Source organism: Polaromonas sp. P1_F8, assembly GCF_056405635.1.
Genome location: NZ_JBFUBS010000005.1, coordinates 1 through 13,095, shown reverse-complemented (window position 1 = coordinate 13,095; position 13,095 = coordinate 1). Strand labels below are relative to the sequence as shown.

General features: G+C 63.0%; 9 protein-coding genes and 1 pseudogene. 2 read left to right on the top strand and 8 right to left on the bottom strand.

Annotated elements, in window-relative coordinates; translation table 11 throughout:
• Positions 1 to 3 precede the first annotated feature (3 nt).
• The 6 genes from AC1D1J_RS17295 to AC1D1J_RS17270 all read right to left on the bottom strand — a co-directional run bounded on the left by AC1D1J_RS17295 (position 4) and on the right by AC1D1J_RS17270 (position 6,295).
• Positions 4 to 1,014: an amidohydrolase family protein gene (locus tag AC1D1J_RS17295; RefSeq protein ID WP_477695378.1), complete on the bottom strand. Its 1,011-nt coding sequence runs from the start codon at positions 1,012 to 1,014 to the stop codon at positions 4 to 6.
• A 30-nt stretch (positions 1,015 to 1,044) separates the two neighbouring features.
• On the bottom strand, positions 1,045 to 1,989 hold the full coding sequence (locus tag AC1D1J_RS17290; RefSeq protein ID WP_477695377.1) for a YncE family protein: 945 nt from the start codon (positions 1,987 to 1,989) through the stop codon (positions 1,045 to 1,047).
• An 85-nt stretch (positions 1,990 to 2,074) separates the two neighbouring features.
• On the bottom strand, positions 2,075 to 3,007 hold the full coding sequence (locus AC1D1J_RS17285; protein ID WP_477686583.1) for a dihydrodipicolinate synthase family protein: 933 nt from the start codon (positions 3,005 to 3,007) through the stop codon (positions 2,075 to 2,077).
• 5 nt (positions 3,008 to 3,012) lie between these two features.
• The gene (locus AC1D1J_RS17280) at positions 3,013 to 4,185 is read right to left on the bottom strand and encodes an L-rhamnonate dehydratase (RefSeq protein WP_477695376.1); all 1,173 of its coding nucleotides are present in this window, start codon (positions 4,183 to 4,185) and stop codon (positions 3,013 to 3,015) included.
• Positions 4,186 to 4,257: 72 nt separating this feature from the next.
• On the bottom strand, positions 4,258 to 5,301 hold the full coding sequence (locus AC1D1J_RS17275; protein ID WP_477686581.1) for a 4-hydroxythreonine-4-phosphate dehydrogenase PdxA: 1,044 nt from the start codon (positions 5,299 to 5,301) through the stop codon (positions 4,258 to 4,260).
• A gap of 31 nt (positions 5,302 to 5,332) precedes the next feature.
• A complete protein-coding gene (locus AC1D1J_RS17270) occupies positions 5,333 to 6,295 on the bottom strand; it encodes a Bug family tripartite tricarboxylate transporter substrate binding protein (protein ID WP_477695375.1) in 963 nt (320 codons plus the stop codon).
• Positions 6,296 to 6,416: 121 nt separating this feature from the next.
• Here AC1D1J_RS17270 and AC1D1J_RS17265 point away from each other — a divergent pair, with 121 nt between their 5' ends.
• Both AC1D1J_RS17265 and AC1D1J_RS17260 read left to right on the top strand, forming a co-directional pair.
• Positions 6,417 to 7,340 carry a LysR family transcriptional regulator gene (locus AC1D1J_RS17265; protein ID WP_477695374.1) on the top strand — a complete coding sequence of 308 codons (924 nt, stop codon included), beginning with the start codon at positions 6,417 to 6,419 and terminating at the stop codon, positions 7,338 to 7,340.
• A 225-nt stretch (positions 7,341 to 7,565) separates the two neighbouring features.
• Positions 7,566 to 8,049, top strand: a pseudogene (locus AC1D1J_RS17260) (hemerythrin domain-containing protein).
• A 48-nt stretch (positions 8,050 to 8,097) separates the two neighbouring features.
• Here the strand turns inward: AC1D1J_RS17260 and AC1D1J_RS17255 are convergent.
• Positions 8,098 to 9,546 (bottom strand): efflux transporter outer membrane subunit, encoded by a 1,449-nt coding sequence (locus AC1D1J_RS17255; RefSeq protein WP_457278711.1) that lies wholly within the window; start codon positions 9,544 to 9,546, stop codon positions 8,098 to 8,100.
• Between the two features lie 11 nt (positions 9,547 to 9,557).
• Positions 9,558 to 12,830: an efflux RND transporter permease subunit gene (locus AC1D1J_RS17250; protein ID WP_477695373.1), complete on the bottom strand. Its 3,273-nt coding sequence runs from the start codon at positions 12,828 to 12,830 to the stop codon at positions 9,558 to 9,560.
• Between the last annotated feature and the right edge of the window lie 265 nt (positions 12,831 to 13,095).

The window sequence follows — 13,095 nt, the reverse complement described above, 5'->3', positions numbered from 1 at the left end:
AAATCAGGGTTGATCAGGGGCGAGAGGGCGCGCAGGTTGTGGGGGTGCCACAGGCGACGCCACATCAATCGCATAGAAACGCAGGGCGTTATCGCACATCATCGCATGTTGCTGGTTTGCCGGCAGGTGGTCCAGCATGCCGGCCACACTGCCAACCAGGTCCGGATAGTTTATGCGCAGGCTTGCCACCGGAAAATTGCTGGCAAACATGCAACGCTGCCAGCCGAAAATGGCAACCGTCTCGCGCACGATGCGCGCGTTTTCGTGCCAGTCCCAGGGCTGGCCGCGCAGGCCGAACTCGGAAAGCTTGACGTGTACGTTTTCCTGCAGCGCCAGCGTTTCCATCCAGCCGCGCCAGCGTTTGAGGCCTTCTTCGCTGCGGTCCCAGGCGAAGCCGTGGTGGTTCAGGGCGATGGGAACTTCCGGAAACATGGCTGCCACGGTAGCCGCTTCAGGCAGGTGCCAGGCGGGCACGCGCAGGTCCCACCGCAGGCCATACTTCTCCAGCAATGAAAAGCCGCGCAGCCAGTCTTCGTGTTGCATGGTGCCCGCTTGCCCTTTGACGCTTTGGTCCGCTGCGGCAGATGTGACGGGTTTGCTGCGGATGCCGCGCACCAGCGGAAACTGCGACTGCGCGAGGAGGCATTCCTCGCTATCAGGCCGGTCAAACCAGGCGTGCGCCACGATGGCATTCGGAAACCCGTGCCTGGCGTTGACCTCATGCAGCCATGCAGTTTCTGCAACCTGCTCAAGGCGGCTGCGCTCGGCTTCCACATGCACAGTTGCCACCACGTCGCAAGGCCCTACAGCGGCCCGGTAGTCCGTTGCGAGGAAATCCCGGCAAATCGGCCGGTAGTCGCCGAGGAAGAAGGCGCCAGGATCGTACGCTTCCTGCAACCAGGGGTAGTGGCCTTTCGACAGGTCCCACAGGTGGTGATGGGCGTCGACGACGGGCCCTATAAACGCCTTCACAGGTGCGGACAGTGAGGTGGGCGATGTGCCTGTGCTCTTCATGAACCGGGAGTGGATACAGACCTTGCTGAATCAATGCCGCCAGACGTAGGACGAATCCGGCTCACGCAGCGTCCTGATTTCCTGCTCGAACGCAAAGCTGTCCAGATTGAGGCGGCGCACCGTCTCGTCCTGAAATGAGATATAGACCGCCCGGTCCACCGGGTGAAACGACAAGGCCAGCGGGTTGCTGGGCAAGGCAAAGCAGCGCTGCTCCTGCAGGTCCAGGCCGAATATCGACAGCGAATGCTCGCCCGAGTTGGTGGTGAGCAGCAGGTCCTGGCCTTGCGCGCCCCGGAAGCGGTAGACCCGGTTGGGGTCGCGCCGTGTCTTGCCCGACGCCACGACTTTCATGCTGGCCGTGTCGACGGCGACGATGGTGTCGTCGCCGCGGTTGGCTACGTACAGCAGCGATTCGTCACCCGACAGCACATTGCCTTCGGGCACGGGGCCCGGCATCATCGCGACCGGTGCGAAGGTCGGATCATTCGGCTTGATTTTGGTGACGGTGTTCGACAGCAGGTTCAGCGCATAAGCCGTCTGTGCATCTTTCGTCAGCGCAAACAGGTGGGTCTTGTAGCCGCCCGAAGACACAGCCAGGTCCGGTACATGCACCTTTGCTGGATCCGAGAAGCGCAGCAACACGTTGTGCGCCTCAGACATCACGAACAGGCGGCCCTGGCCGTCCACTGTCAAGCCATGCGGCCGGTAATACGGCCACAGGTTCAGCGTGGCCACATGCTCGCGTTTGTCCAGGTCAATCACAAAGACCGAATGCCCGCCTGCGTCCCCCAGGTGGCTGGCGGTTTCGATGCCATAGTGGCCTACGTATGCAAGCCGGCGCACTGGATCTACCGTGAACTCGTGCGGAAAGTTGGGCAAGACGATGTGTTCTTCCGCCAGGCCGGTAGCCAGGTCGTAAAAGCTGAAGGTATGGGCGCATTTCTGCACCAGCAAGAGTGTTTCCCGAAGGGGCATGGATGTCCTGAAGATGGGGGAGCCTGAAAGGAAACAGAGAGAGAAAAAGAGAGAGAGAACGCGTGAAGAGGCCGGCCAAAGCCGTTTACCTGTCCCAGCGTAGCACCAGCGGGTCCAGCCGCTGTGCGGTGGCGATCAACCCCTTGCGAACCTCAGGGTGCATGGCGGGAAACGGGTGGCGCGGCGCCTCGCAGGCGATCACGCCGCCTTCCTTCATCAAGGCCTTGGCCGTCAAGATACCGCCCTGGCGGTTTTCATAGTTGATCAGCGGCAACCAGCGGGTGTACTCGGCAATGGCTTCATCCCGCTTGCCGGCGACCCATGCATCCATGATCCTGCGAATGCCGTCCGGGTAGCCGCCACCCGTCATCGCACCGGTGGCGCCGGCTTCCAGGTCGGGTAGCAGGGTAATGGCTTCTTCGCCGTCCCATGGGCCTTCAACCGCATCGCCGCCCAGGCGGATCAGCTCGCGCAGCTTGGAGGCCGCACCCGGCGTTTCGATCTTGAAGTAGGCCACATTGCGGATCTCTTTGGCCATGCGTGCCAGGAAGGTTGCCGACAGGGTGGTGCCGCTGACAGGTGCGTCCTGGACCATGATGGGAATGTCAATGGCGGCCGACAGCGTGGCGAAGAACTCATAAGTCTTTTCTTCCGTCACGCGGATGGTGGCGCCGTGGTACGGCGGCATGACCATGACCATGGTCGCGCCCAGGTCCTGCGCGCGCCGGCTGCGTTCGGCACACACCCGCGTGCCGAAATGCGTGGTCGTCACAATCACCGGCACGCGGCCAGCCACGTGCTTGAGGATGGTGGCGGTGAGGACTTCACGCTCATCATCGGACAGCACGAATTGCTCGGAGAAGTTGGCGAGGATGCACAGGCCCGTCGAGCCCGCATCGATCATGAAGTCAACACAGCGCTTCTGGCTTTGCAGGTCGAGCTCGCCTGCATCGGTGAAAGTGGTGGGCACGACCGGGAACACGCCGGCATATCTTTTACCGCTGCTTGTTGCTTTCATGCGGCTCATTCGACGATGTTGAAGTCTTTGAGGAACTCGGTCTTCATCGTCAGGCCCAGGCCGGGCTTGTTGTCGTCGAGTTGCAGGAAGCCGTTCTCCGCCACAGGTTCGCCGTCAAAGATGTAATAGAACAGCTCGTTGCCGACTTCCACATCGAACATCGGAAAGTACTCGCTCATGGGCGAGGCGAGGGTGCTCATCGTCAGGTGGTAGTTGTGCATCTGCCCGGCATGCGGTATCACCGGCACGCTGTAGGCCTCACACAGCGCATTGATCTTGTGCGCTGCCGTGATGCCGCCCACGCGGTTGGTGTCGTACTGCACGACCGACACGGCTTTTTTGTCCAGCAGCTGTTTGAAGCCGTAGAGGCTGAACTCATGCTCGCCGCCCGAGATCGGGATGCTGGTGAGCTGGTTGAGTTCGGCATAGCCGTCGATGTCGTCGGCAATCACGGGTTCTTCGAGCCAGCGCAACTGAAGTTTCTCGAGCTTGGGCAACATGCGCTTGGCGTATTCGAGGTTCCAGCCCATGTAGCACTCCATCATCAGGTCGTTGTCATAGCCGATGACTTCGCGTATCGCTTCGACCGCCTTGAGGTTTTCAGAAACGCCCCTGGTGCCGTGCGCCGGGCCGTAGCCAAAGCGCGACTTGAACATGGTGAAGCCCTGGTCCAGGTATTTCTGCGCCTCGTCCTGCATGGCCTTGGTGTCGGTGCGGTAGAGCTTGGAGTAGTAGCAGGGGATCTTTTCCTTGGTGCGGCCGCCCAGCAGCTTGAACACCGGCTTGTTCACCGACTTGCCCAGGATGTCCCAGATCGCCAGGTCCACTGCGGAGATAGCAGCCATGGTCACGCCCTTGCGGCCCCAGGCATGCGTGCTGCGGTACATGCGCTGCCACAGGTATTCGTAATCCCAGGGGTCTTGGCCCAGCACCAGCGGCGTGAGGTACTGGTCGATGATCGCTTTGGCGATATGCGGCGCCAGCGCCACGTTGCCCAGGCCAACGATGCCGTCGTCGGTTTCAATTTCGACCACCGTCCAGGAGTGAAAGCGGAAGGTGCTCATCGACTCCGTCTTGGAGTAAACGAGGTCCATGGCGTTGGAGCAGAAGTTGCCTTGGGGTGGAACGGTTTTGCCTTTCCACTCGAATACACGTGCGCGAACTGATTTGATTTTCATTTAAAAGTCCTGTGTGAGATGAATCTTTCGAGCCCTCCCTGGAAGGGGAGGGTTGGGGTGGGGTGAGCCGTATTACTCCCTTTGGGGAGGCGCCGCCAGGCGTCCTCCCATGCGGCAGGCGATGCGAAAAGCGTTGAGCGTGGCGTTGACGTTGGCCACGCCCTGGCCGGCGATGTCATACGCTGTGCCATGCGCCGGCGTGGTGATGGGCACCGGCAGGCCACCCTGCACGGTGACGCCCTTGCTGAAGCCCATGAGCTTGATGGCGATCTGGCCCTGGTCGTGGTACATGGTGACGATGGCCTGGTACTGGCCGGCCTGCGCTTTCAGGAAGATGGTGTCGGCCGGGAAGGGGCCGTCTACCGGCACGCCGCCGGCTCGCAGTTCGGCCACCGCCGGTTCGATGATGTCGATTTCTTCGCGGCCGCAGACACCGCCGTCGCCACCATGTGGGTTGAACGCCGCCACCGCTACTTTGGGGCTGTTGTTGCCGCTGGCCTTGAGCGATGCGTAAATCAAGCGGGTCGCGTCGACGATGCGCTCCTTGCTGAGCATGGCCGCTGCGTCTTTCAGCGGAATGTGCGAAGACACACGCGCGGTCCACAAGTCGCCCAGGGTATTGAACTCGCAGAAATATCCGGTCACGCCCAGGTATTCGGCAAAGTGGTGCAGCTCGTCTTCATGCTTCAGGCCACCCAGCTTCATGGCCTGTTTGTTCAACGGGGCGAAACAGATGGCGTCAACCTCACCGCATTTGGCGCCGTCCATGCAGAGGTTGAGTACCTGCAGCACTGCGGCGCCGCAGGCGGCTTGCGCCTGGCTGCGCTGTACTTGCGCTGGCTGAATCGTGTCTGTGGCCAGGAAGGCCGGCAGGCGGGTGTCGGCGCGGCGACGCACTTCGGCCAGGCTGGTCACGGCCTGCGTGGACACCGCCTGGTTGGCGATGTCCTGGCCTTGCTGCCAGAGCCAGGCATCGCCCACCAGCACGATATTGGCGCCCGCCGTGATGCCGGGCTGACTCAGCAGCCGGGCAATCAGCTCGGGGCCTATGCCGGCCGCGTCGCCCAGTGTCAGGGCGACGACAGGCACCGGTTCTGCTGTCTGCTGCTTGCTCATGGCATCTTTCCCTTGTTCAGGATCATCAAAATCAGTCCAGCTTGATGTTTTTCTTGGCAATCAGGTCACCATAGCGCTTGTTTTCGTCATTATGAAATTGCGCGAACTGCGCCTGCGTCATCGGCGTCAGGTCCGCGCCGATGGCGCCCAGGCGGGTTTGTGTTTCGGGCATGGCCAGGACCTTTGTGACTTCGGCGTAGACGCGCTCCTGCACCGCCTTGGGCGTGGCTGCCGGCATGTAGATGCCGTACCAGGCGCTCATCTCGACACCCTTCACGCCGGCTTCCGCCATGGTCGGCACATTGGGAAGCTGCGGGTTGCGTTTGGCGCTGGCCACCGCCAATGGTTTGATGCGGCCGTTCTTGATCTGGCCGATCACCGAGGGCATGGTGTCAAAGCTCAGCTGCACCTGCCCGCCGACGAGGTCGATCAGCGCCGGGCCGCTGCCGCGGTAGGGGATGTGCGTGATGAAAACGCCGGCCTGGTCCTTGAAGAGCTCTGCCGCGATGTGTTGCGTGCTGCCCGAGCCGCTGGTGGCGTAATTGAGCTGTCCAGGCTTTGACTTGGCCAGCTTGATGAGCGACTGCACCGAATCTACCGGCAGGGCGTTGTTGACCACCAGCACATTGGGCACCGCGCCGACAAACACCACGGGCACCAGATCCTTGTTGTTGTCGTAGCCGAGTTTCAGTAGGTGCGGCGCAATCGCATGCGCGGTCGAGACGCCCATCAGCAGGGTATGGCCGTCGGTGGCCTTGGCCGTCAGGTCGGCCGCCAGCGTGTTGGACGCGCCGGGGCGGTTTTCCACCACGACCGGCTGCTTGAGAAGGGGGCCGAGCCGGTCCGCTACGGCGCGGGCCATCGCGTCTGTGCCGCCGCCCGGGGCAGAGCCCACCAGAATGCGCACGGGCTTGGCCGGCCAGTCTTGTGCAAATAGCGGGGCGTGGGTGGCCAATGTGCAGGCCGCTGCCAGCAGGGCAGGCAAATATTTCATGGTTGTCTCCGTCATCGTTATGAATCAATGCGGTGATAGTAGGGAAGACAACAGTTAACGTAAATTGAAAATCCATGATTATTTGATAATCTATGGTTATCAATCGAATTGACCAGCCAACATGCCCAACCCCTCACTGATTCCCCAGCTTCTCAACCGCCTGCGCATGCGGCAGGTGGCCCTTATCCTGGCTGTAGGCGAACACGGTACCTTGCGCAAAGCCTCCGCGGAACTGGGCATGACACAGCCGGCCGCCACCAAGATGATCCAGGAGCTGGAGTCCGCCCTGGGCCAGCGCCTGTTCGAGCGGGTGGGGCGTGGGCAAAAGCTCACGCCGGCCGGTGCCAGCGTGCTGCGTTATTTCCGCGGCATGCGCGGTTCGGTCGAGTCCATGACGCGTGAACTGGCCGAACTGCAGCTGGGGAGCTCGGGGCGGGTGTCGGTCGGCAGCATCATGGCGCCTTCGCCGAATTTGCTCACGCAAGCCATCATCGCGCTGAAAAAAGCCTACCCGCTGCTGTCGGTCGACGTCATGCTGGACACCAGCGACCGGCTGTTCGAGCTGCTGCGCGAAGGCGTGCTCGACGTTGCCATCGGGCGCATTCGCGACGAGCACCGGGCGGACTACGCCTTCACCCCGCTTGAAAACGAGGCGCTGGCGGTGGTGGCGGGGGTGCACCATCCGCTGGGGCAAAAGAAGGCGGTGAAGTTTGCCAGCCTGCTGGACTACCCGTGGATACTGCAGCCCAAGGGTAGCCCGATGCGTGAGGTGCTGGAGCAGGAGTTCCGCATGCTGCAGGCGCCCACACCCAAGGGCCTGATCGAAACCGCGTCCATCCTCACGACAACCAACCTGATTGCCGAAACCGACATGGTGGGCGTCATGCCGCAGTCGATTGCCGACCACTACGCCCGGCACGGTCTGCTGAAGGTCCTCCCCTGCTTTATCCAGCACAAGATGGAAGCGTTTGGTTCCATCACCCGCAAGGACAGGCCGATGAGCGACGCGGCACGGTTTTTCCTGGCGGCGCTGCACCAGAAATAGCCGCCGGAGGCCGATGGCAATCCGCTGCAGGGAAATTTCCGGAAAATTTCGGACCCTGGTCCAGGGAGTGAGTGCCGGCCGCTATGAAGTATGTCGTCAATGCCGGCGAAGAACAGAAATTGAAATCGGCGTGCGTGGTCATGGATGAACACTCCATGACCTGGATCAAGCTTTTGCCCCGTGCCATTGCTTACGCTTGGCGTATTGCCAACATTGGAAGCACACATGCCGAATCTTCAATGGTCAGACGCCCTCGTGCTCGGACTCCCCCTCATGGATGACACTCACCGGGAGTTTGTCCAGTTTTGCGCTGGCAGAAAACGCGGCGGATGATGCGTTGCCGGGCCACTGGCGAGCGTTGGTGGACCACACCGATGAGCACTTCAGGCGCGAAGACCGGTGGATGCTGGACACGCGGTTTTCATCCTCCAATTGCCACACCGTGCAGCACAAGGTGGTGCTGCAGGTCATGCGAGAAGGCTTGCTCATGGCCCACGCCGGGGATCTCACGTCTTTGCGCCATATGGCAAGGGAGCTCGCTCTGTGGTTTCCGCAGCATGCGCAGACCATGGATGCCGCGCTGGCCCTGCATCTGCGCGGTATTGGCTACGACCCGCTAACGGGAGTGGTGAGCATGCCGCAAGCTTTGCCCAGGGACACCATACACGGTTGCGGTGGCCTGAGCTGTTCTGATGGCCAGGCGCTTTAACACACCGCATAAACGCGGCACGCTGTTGGGTCCGCTGGGTCATGCAATTTATTGCCCCGTTTGCCAACCCCCGCCCAGCGACTGAATCAGCGCCACCGCCGTGGTCTGGCGGTCGGCCATGGCTTGCACCAGTGCGCGGCGCGCGCTCAGCGCGGTGGCCTGGGCGGTGATGACTTCGGTGTAGCTCACCTGGCCGCTACGGTAGCGGTTGAGCACCTGCTGCTCGACCTGGTCGGCGGCCTGTGACGCCTGGCGGCGCAGTTCCTGCTGGGTCAGCAGCACGCGTGTAGCCGACAGCTGGTCTTCCACGTCCTGGAAGGCGGCCAGCACGGCCTGGCGGTAGCGCGCCACTGCCTGCTGGTGGGATGCCTCGGCGCCTTCCACGCGTGCGCCGGTGGCTCCCGCATTGAAGAGGACTTGCGCGGCCGAGATGCCGATGGACCAGACGCTGCTGGAAGCCTTGAAGAGGTCCGCCACCCGGCTGGCGCCCTGGCCGGCCGATGCGCTCAGCGACAGGCTGGGGTAATAAGCACTCTTGGCGATGCCGATCTGTTCATTGGCAGAGGCCACGCGGCGTTCGGCGGCGGCAATGTCGGGGCGGCGCTGCAGCAGCTCGGACGGTATGCCGACCGGCACGTCAGGCACTGAAGGGTTCCAGGCCACAGGGGCAATCGAAAAATTGCCAGGTGCTTCGCCGACCAGCACCGCGATGGCGTGCTCCAGCTGGGCGCGCTGGCGCACCAGGCCGGCGTCGTCGGCCTGCGCGTTGGCCAGCTGTGTTTGCGCCTGCAGCACATCGGTTTTGGCGGCAATGCCGGCGTTGTAGCGGTTCTGCGTGATGTCCAGCGCGCGCTTGTAGCCGTCAATCGTGTCCTTGAGCAGCGCCTTTTGTGCGTCTGTCTGGCGCAAGGACAAATAATTGGTCGCCAGTTCACCCTGCGCCGACAGTTTGGCCGAAGCCAGGTCGGCGGCGCTTGCCTGTTCGCTGGCTTTCGCGCCGTCCACGGTGCGGCCCAGGCGGCCCCATACATCGGGTTCCCAGCTGCCGCCAATGCTGAGCTGGTAGTTGTTGCCCACGCGGCCACCGACATTGTTGCCCGTCGTGCTGCTGCTACTGCTGCCCGAGCGGCTGGCGCTGCCATCCAGCGAAACCGTCGGGAACAGCGATGCCCGTTGCTCGCGCACCAGGGCGCGCGCCTGCGCGTAGGCGGCAACAGCCACCGCCACGTTCTGGTTGGACACTTCCACACGCGATGCCAGCTGGTCCAGTACCGGGTCCTTGAAGAGTGACCACCACGGGCCGCGCTCCAACGTATCGGCGGGCATTGCCGCGACCCAGCCTTGCGCTTCCTTGTAGGTGCTCACGTCGACCGTGGCCGGGCGCTGGTAGTCGGGGCCGACCGCGCAGCCGCCAACGGCAAGCACCAGCGCAGCGCACAGCAGGCGAAGCTGAAAGCGTGAACGGTATGCGGGGTGAGTGTCGGAAAAGTGTTTCATGGCGTTGTCAGTCATTGCAGTTGGAGCGGGGCGCCGGGCGGCGGCGCATCGGACTCGTCCGGGTGACGGCTGAGTTGGCGCTCGGAAGGACTGCGCCGGCGCAGCTTGTCCATCAGCACATAGACCACCGGTGTGGTGAGCAATGTCAGCAGCTGGCTGGCGATCAGGCCGCCGATGATGGCGATGCCCAGCGGTCGGCGCAGCTCGGCGCCTTCGCCGAAGCCGATGGCCAGCGGCAGCGCGCCCAGAATGGCGGCCAGCGTGGTCATCAGGATGGGGCGAAAGCGCAGCAGGCAGGCTTCGCGCACAGCCTCAATCGCGGAAAGGCCACGAGCCCGCGCGGCTTCCAGGGCGAAGTCGATGATCAGGATGGCGTTCTTCTTGACGATGCCGATCAGCAGGAACAGCCCGATCAGCGCGATGATGGAAAAATCCAGCTTGAACAGCAGCAAGGCCAGCACAGCGCCCACACCGGCCGAGGGCAGGGTGGACAACACCGTGATGGGGTGCACCAGGCTTTCGTACAGGATGCCCAGCACAATGTAGATCACCACCAGCGCCGCGAGGATCAGGAGGGGCTGCTCGTTTTGCGATTGCTGCGCATTGAGCGCCGTGCCGGAAAAACTGCCGCGCACGTTGTTGGGCAGCCGGATGTCGGCTTCCGCCTGGTGCACCGCGGCCTGGCCGTCGCTCAGCGTGCTGCCATCGGCGAGGTTGTAGGAAACCGTGGTGGAAAGCTCGCCGTCTTCGTGGCTGACCGAAGCGGCGGTGGGGTTTTCGCTGAAGGTGGCGATGGCCGACAGGGGCACCATCGTGCTGGCCGAGGCGCTCAGGACCTGGCCCGACGAAGAGTCACGCAGGGATGGATTGGCCACAGAGGTGGCGGTGGCCACCGTGGTTGCAGCCTGGGTGCCGGTGCTGTTGGCTGTGCTGCCTCCAGCCCCCTTGGCCGGCACGTAGATATCTTTCAGCGACTCGGGGCTGCGGGTGTAGCGCGGCGCCACTTCCATGATCACGTGGTACTGGTTGAGTTCGGCGTATATCGTGGCCACCTGGCGCTGGCCGAAGCCGTCATAGAGCGCGTTGTCCACATCGCGTGAGCTGATGCCCATGCGTGCTGCGCTTTCCTTGTCCACCGTGACCATGGTCTCCACACCGTTTTCCTGCTGGTCGGTGTCCACGTCGGTCAGGGCGGGCTGCAGTTTCATCTGATCGGCCAGGCGTGTGGCCCATACACGCAAGTCGGCTGCGTTGTCGCTTTTGAGCGTGTACTGGTAGGTCGAGTTGGTCTGGCGGCCGCCGCCGCGCAGGTCCTGCACGGGGTTCAGGAAAAGGCTGACCCCGGTCACCCGTGCCAGCTGCGGGCGCAGCCTCGCAATCACGGCCTGGCCAGCCACGTCGCGTTGCCCCACCGGCTTGAGGTTGATGAACATGAAGCCTCCGCCCGCGCGGGAACCACCGGTAAAGCCCACCACCGTGTCCACGGCCGGGTCGGCACGGATGATGTCGACCAGCTGCTTGAGCTTGGCCTGCAGCGCCTGAAATGAGATGCTGCGGTCGGCACGCAGGCCGCCGTTGATCTGCCCGGTGTCCTGTTGCGGAAAGAAGCCCTTGGGCGCCTTCACAAAGAGAAAACCGTTGAGCCCGATCACGGCCACCAGTATCAGCATCACCAGCAATTTGCTGTGCAGGGCCCAGTCCAGGCTTACTTCGTAGCTGCGGTGCATGCGGTTGAAAGCGCGCTCGAACCAGCGCGCCATAAAAGCAAAACGCCCGGGCTTCTTCTCGTGCGCATCAGGCCTCAGAAGCCAGGCGCACATCATGGGTGTGGTGGTCAGCGAGATGACGAGCGAGATCATCACCGCAGCAGACAGCGTGACCGCGAACTCGCGGAACAGCCGGCCTACCTGCCCGCCCATGAAGAGCAGTGGTATGAACACGGCCACCAGCGACAGGCTGATCGACAGCACGGTGAAGCCGACTTCGCGCGCACCCAGCAGCGCGGCCTTGAAACGGTCCATGCCGGCCTCGATGTGCCGACTGGTGTTTTCCAGCACCACGATGGCGTCGTCCACCACAAAACCGGTAGCCACGGTGAGCGCCATCAGGCTCAGGTTGTTGAGGGAAAAGCCCAGCAGGTACATCACGCCGAAGGTGCCCAGCAAGGAGACGACAGTGGCCACGGCCGGGATGATGGTGGCACGGGCGCTGCGCAGGAAGGCGCTGACCACCAGCACCACCAGCACGATGGAAATCAGCAGCGTGACTTCGATCTCGTGCAGCGAGGCACGGATGGAGTTGGTGCTGTCGGAGGCTACCTGCAACTGCACGTCCTGCGGCAAGGCGGCCTGCAACTCGGGAATCAGGGCGCGGACGCCGTCGACAGTGGCAATCACATTGGCATCGGGTTGGCGCGTGACCAGCACGATCACGGCGGGCTCGCCGTTGAAAAGACCGAGCGTGTTGATGTTCTCCACACCGTCCTGCACCTCGGCCACGTCTTGCAGCCGGATGGCGGCGTTGTTGCGCCAGGCTACGACGAGATTGCGGTAGTCGACGGCCTTGAGCCCGCCGCTGGCGGTGTTGGAGCCCGAATAGATCTGGAAGCGCTGGCCGTTGCCTTCGATCGCACCCTTGGGCCGGTTGGCGTTCGATGCCTGCAGGGCTGCACGCACGTCTTCCATGGCGACGCCATAGCGGTTGAGTGCAAACGGCAGCAGTTCCACGCGCACCGCCGGCAACGAGCCGCCGCCGAGTTCCACATCGCCGACACCCGGCACCTGGGCAATTTTTTGCTGCACAAGGTTGGAGACCTCGTCATAGATTTGGCCCGGTGAGCGCGTCTTGGACGTGAGCGCCAGGATGATGACAGGCGCCGAAGCCGGGTTGGCCTTGCGGTAGGTCGGGTTGCTGCGCAGCGTGGCCGGCAGGTCGGCGCGTGAGGCGTTGATGGCGGCCTGCACCTCGCGCGCTGCCGCGTCGATCTTGCGGTTCAGGTCAAACTGCAGGCTGACGCGGGTTGAACCGTTGCTGCTGTTGGACGTCATCTCGTTGACACCCGCGATCACGCCGAGGCGCCGCTCCAGCGGCGTCGCCACACTGCTGGCCATGGTGGAGGGACTGGCCCCCGGCAACGAGGCGCTGACCGAGATCACCGGGAAATCCACTTGCGGCAGCGGTGAGACCGGCAGCACGAAGAACGCGGCAATGCCTGCGAGGGCCAGGCCTATGGTGAGGAGGACAGTGGCTACCGGGCGGCGGACGAAGGGTTCGGAGAGGTTCATGGCCTTGCTTTCCGATCCTGGCTCGACCTGTCCTGGGGTGTCTTGATGGGAGTGCTTTTTGCTGAGGGTTGTTGGCCGGGGGTTGCCCGGCGGCAACTCACTTTCTTTTGCTTCGCCAAAAGAAAGTAAGCAAAGAAAAGGCGACCCTGGTTCCTGCGTCCCCTGCGCTTCGCTACGGGGCAACCTGCGGTGCTCGGCTCAGGCGGGGTCTCGCTCGAACTCGCCTTCGGCTCAGACAATCGCGATCCCTGATCCGCCTGAGCGC